Annotated in this window: 16 protein-coding genes; 3 read left to right on the top strand and 13 right to left on the bottom strand. The window is 70.6% G+C overall.

The features are described from left to right. Positions 1-158 precede the first annotated feature (158 nt). The 7 genes from truB to rimP form a co-directional block, all read right to left on the bottom strand. On the bottom strand, positions 159-1,067 hold the full coding sequence (gene truB, locus AB0M70_RS28840) for a tRNA pseudouridine(55) synthase TruB (protein ID WP_365824215.1): 909 nt from the start codon (positions 1,065-1,067) through the stop codon (positions 159-161). Next, positions 1,064-1,534, bottom strand: coding sequence for a 30S ribosome-binding factor RbfA (gene rbfA, locus AB0M70_RS28835; protein WP_363212631.1), 471 nt, complete (start codon positions 1,532-1,534; stop codon positions 1,064-1,066). The genes truB and rbfA overlap by 4 nt, the downstream gene beginning before the upstream one ends. A gap of 32 nt (positions 1,535-1,566) precedes the next feature. Then, the gene (locus AB0M70_RS28830) at positions 1,567-1,860 is read right to left on the bottom strand and encodes a DUF503 domain-containing protein (RefSeq protein WP_365824213.1); all 294 of its coding nucleotides are present in this window, start codon (positions 1,858-1,860) and stop codon (positions 1,567-1,569) included. A 139-nt stretch (positions 1,861-1,999) separates the two neighbouring features. Then, positions 2,000-5,170 (bottom strand): translation initiation factor IF-2, encoded by a 3,171-nt coding sequence (gene infB / locus AB0M70_RS28825; RefSeq protein WP_365824211.1) that lies wholly within the window; start codon positions 5,168-5,170, stop codon positions 2,000-2,002. 145 nt (positions 5,171-5,315) lie between these two features. Continuing rightward, positions 5,316-5,606: a YlxR family protein gene (locus AB0M70_RS28820; RefSeq protein ID WP_160507520.1), complete on the bottom strand. Its 291-nt coding sequence runs from the start codon at positions 5,604-5,606 to the stop codon at positions 5,316-5,318. A gap of 67 nt (positions 5,607-5,673) precedes the next feature. Continuing rightward, the gene (gene nusA / locus AB0M70_RS28815; protein WP_365824209.1) at positions 5,674-6,672 is read right to left on the bottom strand and encodes a transcription termination factor NusA; all 999 of its coding nucleotides are present in this window, start codon (positions 6,670-6,672) and stop codon (positions 5,674-5,676) included. A gap of 2 nt (positions 6,673-6,674) precedes the next feature. Next, positions 6,675-7,175: a ribosome maturation factor RimP gene (gene rimP, locus AB0M70_RS28810; protein ID WP_365824207.1), complete on the bottom strand. Its 501-nt coding sequence runs from the start codon at positions 7,173-7,175 to the stop codon at positions 6,675-6,677. A 251-nt stretch (positions 7,176-7,426) separates the two neighbouring features. Between rimP and AB0M70_RS28805 the strand changes: the two genes are divergently transcribed. The 3 genes from AB0M70_RS28805 to AB0M70_RS28795 are packed head-to-tail and all read left to right on the top strand — an operon-like array spanning position 7,427 to position 9,366. Further along, entirely contained in the window at positions 7,427-7,969 is a 543-nt protein-coding gene (locus AB0M70_RS28805) for a hypothetical protein (RefSeq protein ID WP_365824205.1), read from the top strand. After that, the gene (locus tag AB0M70_RS28800; protein ID WP_365824203.1) at positions 7,966-8,424 is read left to right on the top strand and encodes a ferritin-like domain-containing protein; all 459 of its coding nucleotides are present in this window, start codon (positions 7,966-7,968) and stop codon (positions 8,422-8,424) included. Before AB0M70_RS28805 ends, AB0M70_RS28800 begins: the two co-directional genes overlap by 4 nt. Before the next feature lie 48 nt (positions 8,425-8,472). Beyond that, positions 8,473-9,366, top strand: coding sequence for an aminoglycoside phosphotransferase family protein (locus AB0M70_RS28795; protein ID WP_365824201.1), 894 nt, complete (start codon positions 8,473-8,475; stop codon positions 9,364-9,366). 150 nt (positions 9,367-9,516) lie between these two features. Here AB0M70_RS28795 and AB0M70_RS28790 read toward each other — a convergent pair whose 3' ends face one another. From AB0M70_RS28790 to dxr, 6 genes are all read right to left on the bottom strand, one after another. Then, complete coding sequence (locus AB0M70_RS28790) at positions 9,517-11,214, bottom strand: proline--tRNA ligase (RefSeq protein WP_365824199.1); 1,698 nt, start codon at positions 11,212-11,214, stop codon at positions 9,517-9,519. Between the two features lie 108 nt (positions 11,215-11,322). Continuing rightward, positions 11,323-11,868, bottom strand: a complete 546-nt coding sequence (locus AB0M70_RS28785; protein ID WP_365824197.1) for a GNAT family N-acetyltransferase — start codon at positions 11,866-11,868, stop codon at positions 11,323-11,325. A 60-nt stretch (positions 11,869-11,928) separates the two neighbouring features. After that, a complete protein-coding gene (locus tag AB0M70_RS28780) occupies positions 11,929-12,777 on the bottom strand; it encodes a GNAT family N-acetyltransferase (protein WP_365824195.1) in 849 nt (282 codons plus the stop codon). Between the two features lie 255 nt (positions 12,778-13,032). Further along, the gene (ispG, locus tag AB0M70_RS28775) at positions 13,033-14,190 is read right to left on the bottom strand and encodes a flavodoxin-dependent (E)-4-hydroxy-3-methylbut-2-enyl-diphosphate synthase (protein WP_190084813.1); all 1,158 of its coding nucleotides are present in this window, start codon (positions 14,188-14,190) and stop codon (positions 13,033-13,035) included. Positions 14,191-14,386: 196 nt separating this feature from the next. Then, the gene (locus AB0M70_RS28770) at positions 14,387-15,688 is read right to left on the bottom strand and encodes a site-2 protease family protein (RefSeq protein ID WP_365824192.1); all 1,302 of its coding nucleotides are present in this window, start codon (positions 15,686-15,688) and stop codon (positions 14,387-14,389) included. Continuing rightward, a complete protein-coding gene (gene dxr / locus AB0M70_RS28765) occupies positions 15,685-16,941 on the bottom strand; it encodes a 1-deoxy-D-xylulose-5-phosphate reductoisomerase (protein ID WP_365824190.1) in 1,257 nt (418 codons plus the stop codon). Before dxr ends, AB0M70_RS28770 begins: the two co-directional genes overlap by 4 nt. Positions 16,942-17,047: the final 106 nt, after the last annotated feature.

The following is a 17,047-nucleotide window of genomic DNA, read 5'->3' as shown; positions in this document are numbered from 1 at the left end:
CCCTCGGTTCACTCCGAGCGCCTGCCCAAAGGGGTGAATCGGCGGGGCGCGGTGGATACATCTTGGGTGGGGGGATTCGTCGTGGAGCGGCAGGCAGCCACGCGCACAGCCGCCGCCGCTCCACGACGGAGAGGGATCGTACGGAGAGAAGATCCGGCTCAGGCGAAGACGGCCAGGCTCTTGGCCTTGCCCTTCAGCTCCTCGGCCAGGACCAGGAACCGGCCCTCCGGATCGAAGACCGCGACGGCGCCGGCCCCAGCGTACTCCCCCGGCATCTCGATCCGTACGCCGTTGAGCAGCAGCTTCGCCCGCCGCTCGTCCACGTCCCAGCGCGGGAACGCGGCCGCGGCGGCGTCGGCCACCGGCATCACCGTCAGCTCCTCCTGGAGCTGGTCGATGGTCTTGGCCGCGTCCAGCTTGTACGGCCCGACGCGGGTGCGCCGCAGTGCCGTCAGATGGCCGCCGACCCCGAGGTCCGCGCCCAGGTCACGGGCCAGAGCCCGGATGTACGTCCCCGACGAGCAGACGACGGAGACGACCAGGTCGAGTACGGGGGTGCCGTCATCGGCGACGGCGTCCCTGACGTCGTAGACGGTGAACGCGGAGATCTTCACCGGCCTGGCCGGGATCTCGAAGTCCTCGCCCTCGCGTGCCCGCGCGTACGACCGCTTGCCGTCGATCTTGATGGCGCTGACCTTCGACGGCACCTGCATGATGTCGCCGGAGAGCTTGGCGATGCCCGCGTCGATGGCGTCCCGCTTGATGCCCGAGGCGTCCGCGGACGAGGTGAACTCACCCTCGGCGTCGTCCGTGACCGTGTTCTGGCCGAGCCGGATCGTGCCGAGGTACTCCTTCTCCGTCAGCGCGAGATGGCCGAGGAGCTTGGTCGCCCGCTCGACCCCGAGGACGAGAACGCCCGTCGCCATGGGGTCGAGGGTGCCCGCGTGGCCGACGCGGCGGGTCTTGGCGATCCCGCGCATCTTGGCGACCACGTCATGCGAAGTGAAGCCGGACGGCTTGTCGACGATGACAAGTCCGTCCGGCGTCTTGTTGCCGGTGCTGCTCATGCGCGGGCGTCGCCGTCCGTTTCTTCTGCGTCGTCGGCGGACTCGTCCTCCGGCTTGCGGTACGGGTCGGCCCCGCCGGCGAACTCGGCGCCCGCGGACACCTCGCGCACCTTCTCGTCCGACATCCGGGCCCTGTCGAGGAGGTCCTCGATGGCCCTTGCGTTGTCCGGCAGCGCGTCCGCCACGAAGGCGAGGCTGGGGGTGAACTTCACGCCCGCCGCCTGGCCGACCGCGGAACGGAGGACGCCCTTGGCGCTCTCCAGACCGGCGGCGGCCGCCGCGCGGTCCTCGTCGTCCCCGTAGACCGTGTAGAAGACGGTCGCCTCCCGCAGGTCACCCGTGACCCGGGTGTCCGTGATGGTCACATGCGTACCGAGCCGCGGGTCCTTGATCCCGCGCTGCAGCTTCTGGGCAACCACCTCTCGGATGAGGTCTGCCAGCCTTTTCGCCCGCGCGTTGTCGGCCACTGCTCCGTCTCCTTCTTCGCCTTGCTGTGCAATCAGTCTTCGTCGCCGTGGAGCCTGCGTCGAACGGAGAGCAGCTCCACCTCCGGACGGGCGGCGACCAGGCGCTCGCACCGGTCCAGTACGTCGGTGAGGTGCCCCGTCTCCCCGGAGACCAGCGCCAGGCCGATCTCGGCCCTGCGATGGAGGTCCTGGTTCCCCGTCTCCGCCGCGCTCACCGCGTATTTCCGGATGAGTTCGGCGACGATCGGGCGGACGACGGAGCGTTTCTCCTTCAGCGAGTGAACGTCGCCGAGGAGCAGATCGAAGGACAGTGTCCCCACATACATGTGTGTCCGGATGTCCCGCCGGTTCGGGGTCGTGCCCCGCCAACCACTTGGCAGGGACACAAGAACCGTACACGGAACGGCCGGGGCCGATCGACGGGATTTACCTCCCCTCGACCGGCCCCGGTTCGAGCTGTCGTGATCAGCCTCGCGGCTTCTCGCGCATCTCGTACGTCGCGATGACGTCGTCGATCTTGATGTCGTTGAAGTTGCCGAGGTTGATACCGCCCTCGAACCCTTCGCGGATCTCGGTGACGTCGTCCTTGAAGCGGCGCAGACCGGAGATGTTGAGGCTCTCCGCGATGACCTTGCCGTCGCGGATGAGGCGCGCCTTGGTGTTGCGCTTGACCTCGCCCGACCGGACAAGAACACCGGCGATGTTGCCCAGCTTGGACGAGCGGAAGATCTCGCGGATCTCCGCCGTGCCGAGCTCGACCTCTTCGTACTCCGGCTTGAGCATGCCCTTGAGGGCCGCTTCGATCTCTTCGATCGCCTGGTAGATGACCGAGTAGTACCGGACGTCCACGCCTTCGCGATCGGCCATCTGGGCGGCACGACCGGCCGCACGGACGTTGAAGCCGATCACGATCGCGTCGGAGCCGGTCGCCAGGTCGATGTCCGACTCGGTGACCGCACCCACGCCGCGGTGCAGGACGCGGATGTCGACCTCTTCGCCGACGTCGAGCTGGAGCAGCGAGGACTCGAGAGCCTCCACCGAACCGGACGCGTCGCCCTTGATGATGAGGTTGAGTTCCTGCACCAGCCCGGCCTTGAGGGCCTCGTCCAGGTTCTCCAGGGAGAACCGCACACCCTTGCGGGCGAAGCGGACGTTGCGCTCACGGGCGGCACGCTTCTCGGCGATCTGACGGGCCGTACGGTCCTCGTCGACCACCAGGAAGTTGTCGCCGGCACCCGGCACGTTGGTGAGACCGAGGACGAGGACCGGAGTCGAGGGACCCGCCTCCGTCACGTTCTCGCCCTTGTCGTCGAGCATCGCGCGGACTCGGCCGTACGCGTCGCCGACCACCATCGTGTCACCGACGCGGAGGGTACCGCGCTGGACCAGGACGGTCGCGACGGCGCCGCGGCCCTTGTCCAGGTGGGACTCGATCGCAATACCCTGCGCGTCCTGCTCCGGGTTGGCCCGCAGGTCGAGCGAGGCGTCCGCGGTCAGGACCACGGCCTCCAGGAGGGACTCGATGTTCAGTCCCTGCTTGGCGGAGATGTCGACGAACATCGTGTCGCCGCCGTACTCCTCGGCGACCAGACCGAACTCGGTGAGCTGACCGCGCACCTTGGTCGGGTCGGCACCCTCGACGTCGATCTTGTTGACCGCGACCACGATCGGCACGTCGGCCGCCTTGGCGTGGTTCAGCGCCTCGATCGTCTGCGGCATCACACCGTCGTTCGCCGCGACCACGAGGATCGCGATGTCGGTGGACTTCGCACCACGGGCACGCATGGCGGTGAACGCCTCGTGACCGGGGGTGTCGATGAAGGTGATGCGACGGTCTTCGCCGTTGACCTCGGCGCCGACCTGGTAGGCACCGATGTGCTGCGTGATGCCGCCGGCCTCGCCCGCGATGACGTTCGTCTTGCGGATCGCGTCCAGAAGACGGGTCTTACCGTGGTCGACGTGACCCATGACGGTGACGACGGGCGGACGCGCCATGAGCGCTTCCTCGCCACCCTCGTCCTCGCCGAACTCGATGTCGAAGGACTCGAGCAGCTCGCGGTCCTCCTCCTCGGGGCTGACGATCTCGAGGACGAAGTTCATCTCGTCCGCGAGCAGCTTCAGCGTCTCGTCCGGCACGGACTGCGTGGCCGTGACCATCTCGCCGAGGTTCATCATCACGCCGACGAGCGACGCCGGGTTGGCGTTGATCTTCTCGGCGAAGTCGGTCAGCGAGGCACCACGGGACAGGCGGACCGCCTGGCCGTTGCCCCTCGGCAGCATGACGCCGCCGACCGACGGAGCCTGCATCGACTCGTACTCCTGGCGCCTCTGGCGCTTCGACTTGCGACCACGACGGGCGGGCCCGCCGGGACGGCCGAAGGCACCCTGCGTGCCACCACGGGCACCGGGACCGCCGGGACGGCCACCGAAGCCGGGACGACCGCCGCCGCCACCGGGACGACCGGCGAAGCCGCCGCCACCGCCACCGGGACCGCCGGGACGACCGGCGAAGCCGCCGCCGCCACCACCGCCGGGACGACCCGCGAAGCCGCCGCCACCGGGACGACCGCCGCCACCGGCACCGCCGGGACGACCGCCACCACCGGGACCACGGCCACCGCCGGGGCCACCACCGGGACGCGGGCCCGCGGCAGGACGCTGCGGCATCATGCCCGGGTTCGGACGGTTACCGCCGCCACCGGGGGCGCCGCCGGGACGCGGGGCACCGCCCTGCGGGCGAGGCATGCCGCCGGGGCTGGGGCGAGCGCCGCCCTGACCCTGCGGACGAGGAACACCCTGGCCGCCCTGGCCCTGCGGGCGCGGGGCGCCGCCGGGACCGCCGGGGCCACCCTGGCCGCCGGGACGCGGGGCACCGCCCGGACGGGGCGCCTGCGGGCGCGCCATGCCGGTGGAGCCACCAGAGGTGAAGGGGTTGTTGCCCGGACGCGGTCCGGCCGGACGGCCACCGGGACGCGGAGCGCCACCCTGGCCGCCGGGACGCGGAGCGCCACCCTGACGGTCGTTGCGGTCGCCACGACCGCCCTGACCCTGGCCCTGACCACCCTGGCCGGGGGCCGGACGGCCCGCGGGCTTCGGGGCACCCGGGCGAGCGCCCGGACGGGGACCTGCCGGCGCCGAGGACGCGGCCGGGGCGGCCGGCGGAGCGGTGAACTCCGGGGCGGCCGGGGCCGGCGATGCCGGAGCCGGGGTGACCGGCGCGGCGGGGGCGGCCGGAGCTGCCGGCGCCGGCTTGGGCGTCGGCGGCTTCGGACCCGGGCGCGGGCCGGGAGCGGCCGGGGAGACCGCGGGTTTGTCGGCCGCGGCGGCGGGCTTGGCCGCCGGCGGCTTGGGTGCGGCCGGACCCGGACGGGCGGCCTGCGCGGGAGAGGGGGACGCCGAACCCGAGGGGGCCGGCGGCTTGGGGGCGGCCTGCTTGCGCGGCGCCCCGGGCTTGGCGGCGGACTTGCCGTTGCCGCCACCCGTGTTCAATGCGTCAGTCAGTTTACGTACTACGGGCGCCTCGATCGTCGAGGACGCCGAACGTACGAATTCACCGAGTTCTTGGAGCTTGGCCATGACGACCTTGCTCTCTACGCCGAACTCCTTGGCGAGCTCGTATACCCGGACCTTAGCCACTTCGCTCCTTTTAGGTCCGGGTTACGCCGGACCGTCGCTACTTCATGGGCGTACTCATCGCGTGCTCATCGAGTGCTCATCGCAATCTCGACCTACTTCCAACTCGCGGAATACCAGGGCCGCGCGGGGTTCCGCGCGACCTTCCTTACGGTGTTGCCTGCTGGGCAACTGTCTCGACGGCTCGGCGCAAGTCCGCCGTGTCGAGCGGGCCCGGGGCCCGGAAGGCCCTCGGGAACGCCCTGCGTCGGACCGCCAGGTCGAGACAGACCGGGACGGGGTGGATATACGCACCCCGGCCGGGCAGCGTACCGCTTGGATCGGGGGCGCAAGCGCCCTCTTTCGCCACGATGCGCAGCAGATCGCTCTTGGCCGCTCGCTCCCGGCACCCCACACAGGTGCGTTCAGGGCATGCGCGGGCTTGCGTCCGGCCAGACACGATTAAGTCTACCTCCCCGTACCGACCTCACCCCTTTGGGGCAAAAATCGAACGGTTGTTGTCTTGATCAAGACTCCTGCGAGTCCTGCGGCTGCTCGGTGTCCGGGCGGATGTCGATGCGCCAGCCCGTGAGCCGCGCGGCGAGGCGGGCGTTCTGGCCCTCCTTGCCGATGGCGAGGGACAGCTGGTAGTCGGGCACCGTGACCCGCGCGGAACGGGCCGCCATGTCGACGATCTCCACCTTGCTGACCCGCGCCGGGGAGAGCGCGTGGGCGACCATCTCGCCGGGGTCGTCCGACCAGTCGACGATGTCGATCTTCTCGCCGTTGAGCTCGGCCATGACGTTGCGCACACGCTGGCCCATGGGACCGATGCAGGCGCCCTTGGCGTTGAGGCCCTGCCGGGTCGAGCGCACCGCGATCTTGGTCCGGTGGCCGGCCTCGCGGGCGATGGCCGAGATCTCGACCGACCCGTCGGCGATCTCCGGGACCTCGAGCGCGAAGAGCTTCTTGACGAGGTTCGGGTGCGTACGGGACAGCGTGACCGAGGGGCCGCGGACGCCCTTCGCCACCCGGACGACGTACGAACGAAGGCGCAGGCCGTGGGAGTACTCCTCGCCCGGCACCTGCTCCTGCACGGGCAGGATGGCCTCGAGCTTGCCGATGTCGACGAGCACGTTCTTCGGGTCGCGGCCCTGCTGGACGACGCCCGTGACGATGTCGCCCTCACGGCCCGCGTACTCGCCGAGGGTCGCGTCGTCCTGGGCGTCGCGCAGGCGCTGCAGGATGACCTGCTTGGCGGTCGTCGCGGCGATGCGGCCGAAGTCGGACGGGGTGTCGTCGAACTCCTTGGCCTCCTGACCCTCTTCGAGGTCGGCCGGGTCCTCCGTCGCCCACACCGTCACATGGCCGCTCTCGCGGTCCAGCTTCACGCGTGCGCGACGGAAACTGCCGTCGGTGCGGTGGTATGCGATGAGGAGGGCCGACTCGATCGCCTCGACCAGCAGGTCGAAGGAGATCTCCTTCTCCCGGACCAGACCCCGCAGGGCACTCATGTCGATGTCCACGGCTACGCCTCCTCTTCCTTCTTGTCCTTGCGGTTGAACTCGACCTCGACGCGCGCCTTGGCGATCGCGTCGAAGGTGAGCCTGCGGGCGGTGGGCTTGCGCCCCTTCACGCCCGGTACTTCAAGATTCATGCCCTCGTCGTCCACGTCGAGGATGCGGGCGATCAGCTCGTCGCCGCCCTCCGTGAGCTGGAACTTCACCAGGCGGCCGACGGCGCGCAGATAGTGGCGGTGCTCCGTCAGCGGGCGCTCGGCGCCCGGGGAGCCGACTTCGAGGGTGTACTCCCCGTCGCCCATCGCGTCGCTCTCGTCGAGCTTCTCGGAGAGTTCGCGGCTGATCTCGGCGATCTGGTCCAGATCCACGCCGTCGTCGGAATCGATCACGACTCGCAGCACCCGCTTGCGTCCGACCGAGGCCACTTCGATCTCTTCGAGATCCAGGTCCTTCGAGCTGACGAGCGGTTCCAGCAGTTCTCGCAGCCTCTCGCTCTGGGTGGTGCTCATCCGGGTGACTCCTCGGCCGCGTGTGCTGTTGTGGATTCGTCGTGTGTCAGGTCAAAGGGTATCCGGTCCCGAGGGGTGTTGCCGCCCGCCGGCGGGCCCCTGTCGGGCCGCGACCCGCCGCTTCGGGCCCGGCATCGAGCCGCTCACGCGTACGAGGGCAGGCCGCAGGTACGGTGATCACCGGGCTCACGCCCGGCTCGCCCACCTTCTGACTGCCTGCCTTTCTGGCCTTCCTGCCGAGGACGTCTGCTGTGCCGTCGTATCCCACCCCCTCGCACGCCCGCTCGGGGCCGCGCCGCAGGAGCCTGCTGACCGGGGCCGCAGGAGCGGCCGGGGCCGTGCTCCTGTCGGGCTGCTCGGACTCCGCGTCCACGGACGAGCGCCCGTCCGCCGCCGCGCGACTGCGCGCGCGCAGCGCCCAGGACAGCGGTGAGCTGCTGGGACGGTACGACGCCGTCCTTGCCGCGCATCCCTCGCTGGCCGCTCGCCTCGATCCGCTGCGGGCGGAGGTGGAGCGGCACGAGAAGGTGTTCGCCGAGGGGTCCGCGGCGCCGAGTCCCGCCGCCGCGTCGGGCTCCCCCTCCCCCTCCCCCTCCGCGACGCCCTCCCGCAAGCCCTCCGTCCCCAAGGACGAGAAGGACGCCGTGCGGGAGCTTGCCAAGGCCGAGCGGGAGCTGGCGAAGCGGCGCGGGAACGACCTGCTCGACGCGCCGCCGGAGCTGGCCAGGCTGCTCGCCTCGGTGGCGGCGTCGGGCGCCGCGCACGCGTATCTGCTGACGGAGGGCGACAAGTGAGCGATTCCAAGGACGAGTTGCAGGCGGTGCAGGCCGCGCTCGGCGCCGAGCACGCCGCCGTGTACGGCTTCGGGGTCGTCGGCGGCCGGATCGGCGAGGACCGCAGGGACGAGGCGCGCACGGCGTACGACGCGCATCGCGCCCGGCGCGACGAGTTGCAGCGCGCCGTGCGCGACCTGGGCGGCGAGCCCGAGCCCTCGGCGGCCGCCTACGCGCTGCCGTTCGCGGTGCCGGACTCCGCGGCCGCCGTACGGCTCGCGACGGAGCTGGAGGAGCGGGTCGCGGGCGTCTACTCGGATCTCGTACGGGCCACCACCGGCGCCCGGCGCGGGCACGCGGCCGAAGCGCTGCGGGAGGCGGCGGTCCGTGCGGCGCGGTGGCGCGGCGGGAGCGTAACCTTCCCTGGTCTCGCCGAGCGGGCCGCCACTTCCGGCTCCTCGGCGCCCAAGGCCTAGGGTCGCTCAGCAGGACCCTGACCCGCTCAGGAAGGGAACACCTCGCGTATGGCTCTCGAACCGCCCCGGCGTCTGGTCACCGCACTCGGTGAGACGGCGCAGGACGGCGACGACTGGCTGGAGAAGCTGCCCGGGGCAGCCGAACAGGCCGTCGCTCTACGCGAGTTGACCGTCGAGCGGGTCCATGTGCCCGGTGGGCGCAGCAGTCTCGTCGTCATGGTGCGCCGGGCCGACGAGACGCCGGCGGTGCTGAAGCTGGTGCCGCCGAGGTCGCGCCCCGAGAGCGAGCGGGCCGCGCTCGCGCACTGGAACGGGCTCGGGGCCGTGCGGCTGCTCGATCCCGCGGCCGCGGACGGCGCCCTCCTGCTCGAACGGCTGCACCGCGATGTGTCGGTCCGCTCGCTGCCCGAGGCCAAGGCTCTCCTCGAGGCGGCGGGCACGCTGCGCCGGCTGTGGGTCCAGCCGCCCACGGATCACCGTTTCGAGACGGTCGCCGAGCGGACGGGGCGGCAGGCGGACGCGATGCGGGCGTCGGCCGACGGGGAGGTCGCGCCCCTGGTGGAGGCCGCTCTCGCCGCTCGGGACGAGCTGCTCGCCGGGGACGCGGAGGTGCGGTTGCTGCACGGCACGTTCCGGCAGAGCAAGGTGCTTCAGGGGGATCGTGTGCCGTGGCTGGCTGTGGGCCCCGACCCGGTGGTCGGGGAGCCCGCGTTCGACCTGGCCCGCCTGGTGCGCGACCGCGTCGAGGACCTGATCGCCTCGCCCTCGGGGTCCTCGATCACCCGCCGCCGGGTGAAGAAGCTGGCCGAGTCGCTGGATGTCGATCAGGAGCGGCTGCGGGGGTGGACCTTGTTCCGCGCCGTGGAGTCGGGGGTACGGGCCCGCCGTGTGGGGCGGGAACAGGATGCGGAGCTGTTGTTGGAGTTCGCCGGGTGGTTGTAGGGGCGTTTTCTTTCCCCAACCCCGCCCCTTCCCGAAAACCCGCTCGGCGCGGGGGCCTTGTCCTCAAACGCCGGACGGGCTGGATTTCCAGCCCGTCCGGCGTTTGAGGACATCTTGTACGGGGTCTGGGGCGGAGCCCCAGCGTCCGACTCAGGCCGTCAGTCGCGCCACAGCCTCCGCCACCGTCAGCTCCTCGCGCTCCCCGGTCCTGCGGTCCTTCAGTTCCACGACGCCCTCGGCGGAGCGGCGGCCCGCGACCAGGATGGTCGGGACACCGATCAGCTCCGCGTCGGTGAACTTCACGCCCGGCGAGACGCCCGCACGGTCGTCGACAAGGACCCGCACGCCCGCCGCGTTCAGCTGCTCGGAGACGTCGAGGGCGAGCTCCGTCTGGAGCGCCTTGCCCGCGGCCACCACGTGCACGTCGGCGGGGGCGATCTCCTTGGGCCAGCACAGACCCTTGTCGTCCGCCGTCTGCTCGGCGAGCGCCGCCACCGCGCGCGAGACGCCGATGCCGTACGAGCCCATGGTCACGCGGACCGGCTTGCCCTGCTGGCCGAGCACGTCCAGCTGGAAGGCGTCGGCGAACTTGCGGCCCAGCTGGAAGATGTGGCCGATCTCGATGGCGCGGTCCAGCTTCAGGCCGGTGCCGCACCGGGGGCAGGGGTCGCCCTCCTCGACGACCACGACGTCGAGGTACTCGTCGACCTCGAAGTCACGGCCCGCGACGACGTTCTTCGCGTGCGTGTTGATCTTGTTGGCGCCGGTGATCCAGGCCGTGCCGGCCGCCACCCGCGGGTCGGCGATGTAGCGGACCTTCTCCAGGCCCTGCGGGCCGACGTAACCACGTACGAGATCGTCGCGGCCCTCGAAGTCCTCCGCCGTCACCAGTTCCACGACGGCGGGCGACAGGTGCTCGCCGAGCTTGCCGAGGTCGACCTCACGGTCGCCGGGGACGCCCACGGCGACGATCTCGCCGTCGACCTTGACCAGGAGGTTCTTCAGGGTCGCGGAGGCGGGCACACCGAGGTGGGCGGCGAGCGTCTCGATGGTCGGGGTGTCGGGGGTGTCCAGGTCCTCGACGGGACCGTGCGCGGAGGCGTCGGCGGTCTCCCTGACCACGAACGACACGGCCTCGGTGTTGGCCGCGTAGTCGCACGCGGGGCAGTCCACGAAGGTGTCCTCACCGGCCGGCGCGGGTGCGAGGAACTCCTCGGAGGCCGAGCCGCCCATCGCGCCGGAGACGGCGGAGACGATGCGGTGGTCGAGGCCGAGACGCTCGAAGATCTTGATGTACGCGGCGCGGTGCAGGGCGTACGACTCGGCGAGGCCCTCGTCCGTCGTGTCGAAGGAGTACGAGTCCTTCATCTGGAACTCGCGGCCGCGGAGCACGCCGGCGCGGGGGCGGGCCTCGTCGCGGTACTTCGTCTGGATCTGGTAGAGCACCACCGGCAGGTCCTTGTAGGACGAGCACTGGTCCTTGACGATCTGGGTGAAGATCTCCTCGTGCGTGGGACCGAGGAGGTAGTCCGCGCCCTTGCGGTCCTTGAGGCGGAAGAGCAGGTCGCCGTACTCGTCGTAACGGCCCGTCGCGTCGTACGACTCCTTGGGCAGGAGCGCGGGCAGGAGGACTTCCTGGGCGCCGATGGCGTCCATCTCCTCGCGCACGACGTTGGTGATGTTGTCCAGGACCTTCTTGCCGAGCGGCAGCCAGGACCAGATGCCGGCGGCGGTACGGCGGACGTATCCGGCCCGGACGAGCAGCTTGTGGTTGAGCGTCTCTGCGTCCGCCGGGTCGTCGCGCAGTGTCTTGATCATCAAGCGGGACATGCGCTGGACCTGGGCCATGGTGAACTCCTGCGGGATGGGGGTCCCCCCTGCTCGAGCGGAGCCGAGAGCTTGGGGGAGGGTGATGTGCAGGAGATTACGCGGGGGCCCGGCGCGGGCGGAAATCGGTTAGGCGCCGGGCCGCCTCAGCGGCAGGGGCGCGCCCATCACCGCGTACGGCTTCTGGGCGCTGGGGAACTGGACGTTGCGGGCCAGGTCGGTGTACCCGAGGGAGCGGTAGAGGCCCCGCGCCGGGCTCTCGACGTCGATCGCGGAGAGGATCGAACGGGGCTGGTCGACGGCGTCCGTGATGGTGGTGATGAGCGTGCGGCCGATCCCGCGGTTCTGGTGGCCGGGCTGCACATGGAGCTCGGTGATCACGAAGGAGTCGTCGAGCCAGTCCTCCATGCCGCGCACGCGCAGATACGGCTCGACGACCGTGGACCACCAGTGGCCGCGATCGTTGGGCATGCCGTAGACGAAGGCCACGAGCCGCCCCTCGGGGGTGGTGGCGCCGAGCGCGCGGGCGCCGGGGTAGGTGATGTGCCGCAGCACGATCTGCCGCCGTACGGTCACCTCGTCGTCGCTGAGCCCGAAGGCGTGGGCCTGCACCCGCAGCGCTTCGTCCACGTGCGTGGCGAGGTCCAGTGGCCCGATCACGACGTCGTCAGTCATGCGCCGAACTTTAACTCGCGGACGGGGGTACGTGAGGAGTGCGGTGTGAGACGCGGGGGGCTAGAACAGGACGCTCATGAACGCCCCGACCTCCCGGAAACCCACCCGCCGGTACGCCGCCCTGGCCGCGGTGTTGAAGTCGTTGACGTAGAGGCTGACCACGGGGGCGACGTCCGCGAGGGCGTAGCGCAGGACGGCCGCCATGCCCGGTGCCGCGTAGCCCTGGCCCCGGTACTCGGGGGCCACCCAGACGCCCTGCACCTGGCAGGCCAGTGCCGTGGCCGCGCCGATCTCGGCCTTGAAGACGACCTTGCCGTCGCGGTCCAGACGAGCGAAGGAACGCCCACTGCCGACGAGTTCGGCGACCCGCGCCTGGTAGAGCAGTCCGCCGTCGCCGGCGAGCGGCGAGATGCCGACCTCCTCGGTGAACATCGCCACGCACGCGGGCATGATCGTCTCCATCTCGTCCTTGCGGACGCGACGGACGTAGGGGTCGGGCGTGATGTCCTGCGGCAGCCGGTCGGTGACCATCAGGGGCTGCTGGGAGCGGACCTCGCGGGCGGGGCCCCAGGAGGGTTCGAGCAGCCGCCACAGCTGGGCGGTGGGTTCGGCCGGGCCGACGATGGAGGAGCAGCGGCGGCCTGCCCTGCGGGCGCGGTCCGCGAAGGCGCGGACCGCTCGCGGGGTCGCGCAGATGGGGACGAGGTTGGCGCCCGCGTAGCACAGGGACTCCAGCATTCCGTCCTGGTACCAGCCCCACATCTCGCCGCCGAGCCGCCACGGGTCGAGGCCCGCGACGCGGACCCGCGAGGTCACGAAGGCGTTGGCCACCGGCTCGCGGTCGAGCACGGCGAGCGCGGCGTCCAGGTCACTCGGTTCGAGGACCCTGGTGGTGGTCTGAGTCAACACGTGCGGGGGCCTCACCATACGGTCTGCTGATCTCCGCACTGTACCTGGCGGGGGCGCCTTGTGCGGGGGGTGCCTTTTGTCCCGTGGGGTTCCTCGCCGTGGGCGGGTGCTGCCCGGTGGGGGCGGGCCCCTTTCGCCGCTTCGCGGCGGTGTTTCCCGCCCACCCACCCGGCACCCGGCAGCAAGCACCTGGCGGCAAGCACGTGGGCCCCGCCACCGACCCGGTGGCGGGGCCCACGTGGCGTCGGGCATGGATCAGCCCGCGACGGCGACCGTCGGCTCGCCGGACGGGATTCCGTCCTTCTCCATCTGTTCGGCGATCTTCATGGCCTCTTCGATGAGGGTCTCCACGATCTTCGACTCGGGGACGGTCTTGATGACCTCGCCCTTGACGAAGATCTGGCCCTTGCCGTTGCCGGAGGCGACGCCGAGGTCGGCCTCGCGGGCCTCGCCGGGGCCGTTCACGACGCAGCCCATGACGGCGACGCGGAGGGGGACCTCCATGCCGTCCAGGCCCGCGGTGACCTCTTCGGCCAGCTTGTAGACGTCGACCTGGGCGCGGCCGCAGGACGGGCAGGAGACGATCTCCAGGCGGCGCGGCTTGAGGTTGAGGGACTCCAGGATCTGGATGCCGACCTTGATCTCCTCCACCGGCGGGGCCGAGAGGGAGACGCGGATGGTGTCGCCGATGCCCTCGGAGAGCAGCGCGCCGAAGGCGACCGCCGACTTGATCGTGCCCTGGAAAGCCGGTCCGGCCTCCGTCACGCCGAGGTGCAGGGGGTAGTCGCAGGCCGCGGCCAGCTGGCGGTAGGCGTTGACCATGACCACCGGGTCATTGTGCTTGACCGAGATCTTGATGTCCCGGAAGCCGTGCTCCTCGAAGAGCGACGCCTCCCAGAGCGCGGACTCGACCAGCGCCTCCGGGGTGGCCTTGCCGTACTTCTTGAGAAGGCGCGCGTCCAGGGAGCCCGCGTTCACGCCGATGCGGATCGGGGTGCCCGCGTCGTTGGCGGCCCGCGCGATCTCCTTGACCTTGTCGTCGAACTGCTTGATGTTGCCCGGGTTCACGCGGACAGCGGCGCAGCCGGCGTCGATCGCCGCGAAGACGTACTTCGGCTGGAAGTGGATGTCCGCGATCACCGGGATCTGCGACTTCCGCGCGATCGTCGCAAGGGCGTCCGCGTCGTCCTGCGTGGGACAGGCGACCCGCACGATCTGGCAGCCGGACGCGGTCAGTTCGGCGATCTGCTGCAGCGTCGCGCCGATGTCGGACGTACGCGTCGTCGTCATCGACTGCACCGACACAGGCGCGTCCCCGCCGACGGCGACCGTACCGACCTGGATCTTGCGGCTGACCCGGCGGTCGGCGAGCTTGGTCGGTACGGACGGGATTCCGAGAGAAACGGCAGTCATCTGGCGTGCATCCCCAAGGTGTGGATCAAGGTCCCGAGTTCGGCGGGCTCCAGACTTCGAGATTACGGCACCCCACAGGGCCCGAGCACATCCCGCCCCCAAGTCCACCCAATGGGGGGCGACCGGACACATAGAGTGTCCGGTCGCCACGAACTTCACCGGGGGCCCGGGGGGTCACCCCCGGAAACATGCAGCATCAGGAGATTCTCACGGGGTTAACCACGTCCGCGATGAGGACCAGGATCGTGAAGCAGATGAAGATCCCGGCCACCACGTAGGCGACGGGCATCAGCTTCGCGACGTCGAAGGGCCCCGGGTCGGGCCGCTTCAGGAGCCTGGCCGCCTTGCGGCGGACCGACTCCCACAGCGCCCCGGCGATGTGACCGCCGTCCAGGGGCAGCAGCGGCAGCATGTTGAACAGGAACAGCGAGAGGTTGAAGCCCGCCACCAGGAACAGCATCATCGCGATCTGGTTCTCCGGCGGGATGTCGAGCGTGAAGACCTCGCCGCCCACGCGGGCCGCGCCGACCACGCCCATCGGGGAGTCCTGCTTGCGGTCGCCGTCGCCGAAGGCCGCGTCCCACAGGTCGGGGATCTTGGACGGCAGGGCGATGAGCGACTCGACGCCGTTCTCCATCATGTCGCCCATGCGGTTCACGGAGTCGCCGAAGCCCTGCTGGACGATGCCGGTGGCGGGGGTGAAGCCGAGGAAGCCCGCGGTGACGTACTTGCCCTCCACATAGCCGCCCTCACCGTCGGTCTTGCTGACCTGGTTCTTGATGAGGTTGGCCTGCAGCTCCACCCGCTTGCCGTCGCGCTCGACCGTGATGGTGGCCGGGCCGATCGTCTCGCGGATCTTCCCCTGGAGCGCGGACCAGTCGTCGACGGGCTGTCCCTGGAAGGCCACGATCTTGTCGCCGAGCTTCAGTCCGGCCGCCTTGGCGGGGGCGACGGTGTCGCCCTTCTCGCACTTGGTGCGGTTCTCGCTCTGCTGGATGACGCAGTCGGACACCTTGCCGACGGACGTCGTCTGGGTGCTGATGCCGAACGTCATCATCACGCCGAGGAAGATCGCCACGGCGAGGATCAGGTTCATGAACGGGCCCGCGAACATCACGATCACGCGCTTCCACGGCTTGCGCGTGTAGAAGAGCCGCGTCTCGTCGCCGGGCTTGAGCTCCTCGAAGGCGGCGGAGCGCGCGTCCTCGATCATGCCGCGCCAGGGTGAGGTGGACCGCGCCTCGAGGCGGCCGTCGGGGCCCGGCGGGAACATGCCGATCATGCGGATGTATCCGCCGAGGGGGATGGCCTTGATGCCGTACTCGGTGTCGCCCTTCTTGCGCGAGAAGATCGTCGGGCCGAAACCGACCATGTACTGCGGCACGCGGATGCCGAACAGCTTGGCGGTCGAGAGGTGGCCCAACTCGTGCCAGGCGATCGAGAACAGCAACCCGACCGCGAAGACGACTATGCCGAGGATCATCATCAAGGTCGTCATGCGCGAGCCTCCGCGGTCGCTTTCGCCGTCAGTTCACGGGCCCGGGCGCGCGCCCAGGTCTCCGCTTCGAGGACGTCCGCGACGGTCAGGGAAGTTCCCGCGGACGGTGTGCCGTGTTCGGCGACGACCTTCGTGACGGTCTCCATGATCCCGTTGAACGGCAGGGCGCCGTTCAAGAACGCGTCCACGCACTCCTCGTTGGCGGCATTGAACACTGCCGGGGCCGTGCCCGCGAGCTTCCCCACGTGCCGGGCGAGCCCGACCGACGGAAACGCGTCGTTGTCGAGGGGGAAGAACTCCCAGCTGGATGCCTTGGTCCAGTCGAAGGCGGGCGCGGCGTCGGGCACGCGCTCGGGCCAGCCGATGCCGATGGCGATCGGGCCGCGCATGTCGGGCGGGGTGGCCTGGGCCAGCGTCGATCCGTCGGTGAACTCGACCATGGAGTGCACGTAGGACTGCGGGTGGACGACGACCTCGATGCGCTCGAAGGGGATGTCGTAGAGGAGGTGCGCCTCGATGACTTCCAGGCCCTTGTTGACGAGCGTCGCGGAGTTGACGGTGATGACCGGACCCATGGCCCAGGTGGGGTGCGCGAGCGCGTCCTCCGGCCGCACGTCCGCCAGATCGGCCTTCGTGCGTCCCCGGAACGGGCCCCCGGAGGCCGTCACGACCAGCTTGCGCACGTCGGCGCGGGTGCCCGCGGCGAGCGACTGGAAGAGGGCCGCGTGCTCGGAGTCGACGGGGATGATCTGCCCCGGCTTGGCGAGGGCCTTCACCAGGGGACCGCCGACAATCAGCGACTCCTTGTTGGCGAGCGCGAGGGTGCGGCCCGCTTCGAGCGCGGCGAGCGTGGGCGCGAGCCCGATGGATCCGGTGATGCCGTTCAGGACGGTGTGGCACGGCGACGCGGCGACCTGGGTGGCCGCGTCGGGCCCGGCGAGGATCTCGGGCAGCGGCTCGCTGCCGTACTGCCCCTTGAGCGCCTCGCGCAGTGCCGGTACGACGTCCTCGCGGGCCACGGCCACGGTCCGCACCCGCAGCTGCCTGGCCTGCTCGGCGAGCAGTCCGACGCGGCCGCCGGCGGCGGAGAGCGCGGTGACGCGGAAGCGGCCGGGGTTGCGCAGGACGAGATCGATGGCCTGGGTGCCGATCGACCCGGTCGAGCCGAGGATGACGATGTCCCGGGGACCGTCCGTCACGACGGGGTCGAAGACGAGATGCGGATCGGCGAGGGGGGCTGGACTGTCGCTCATCCCCCCATTCTTGCCTGGGTGGCGGCGTGAGGAGACACTGCGCCCCGATCCGGCGGGCCGCAATCGTGTTCCGGGGCGTTCCCGCAAGGGGGAACGCCCCGGAAAG

The sequence above is a fragment of the Streptomyces sp. NPDC051214 genome (assembly GCF_040682375.1).
In the GTDB taxonomy this organism is placed as follows: Bacteria; Actinomycetota; Actinomycetes; order Streptomycetales; family Streptomycetaceae; genus Streptomyces.
This window is presented reverse-complemented; position numbering and strand designations above follow the sequence as displayed.

What these genes read in the sequence shown, in the direction of transcription:
- truB (WP_365824215.1), bottom strand. Translation starts at nt 1,067, where the DNA reads ATGAGCAGCACCGGCAACAAGACGCCGGACGGACTTGTCATCGTCGAC.
- ispG (WP_190084813.1), bottom strand. Translation starts at nt 14,190, where the DNA reads ATGACTGCCGTTTCTCTCGGAATCCCGTCCGTACCGACCAAGCTCGCC.
- rimP (WP_365824207.1), bottom strand. Translation starts at nt 7,175, where the DNA reads ATGAGCACCACCCAGAGCGAGAGGCTGCGAGAACTGCTGGAACCGCTC.
- AB0M70_RS28790 (WP_365824199.1), bottom strand. Translation starts at nt 11,214, where the DNA reads ATGGCCCAGGTCCAGCGCATGTCCCGCTTGATGATCAAGACACTGCGC.
- AB0M70_RS28795 (WP_365824201.1), top strand. Translation starts at nt 8,473, where the DNA reads ATGGCTCTCGAACCGCCCCGGCGTCTGGTCACCGCACTCGGTGAGACG.
- dxr (WP_365824190.1), bottom strand. Translation starts at nt 16,941, where the DNA reads ATGAGCGACAGTCCAGCCCCCCTCGCCGATCCGCATCTCGTCTTCGAC.
- AB0M70_RS28830 (WP_365824213.1), bottom strand. Translation starts at nt 1,860, where the DNA reads ATGTATGTGGGGACACTGTCCTTCGATCTGCTCCTCGGCGACGTTCAC.
- AB0M70_RS28785 (WP_365824197.1), bottom strand. Translation starts at nt 11,868, where the DNA reads ATGACTGACGACGTCGTGATCGGGCCACTGGACCTCGCCACGCACGTG.
- AB0M70_RS28770 (WP_365824192.1), bottom strand. Translation starts at nt 15,688, where the DNA reads ATGACGACCTTGATGATGATCCTCGGCATAGTCGTCTTCGCGGTCGGG.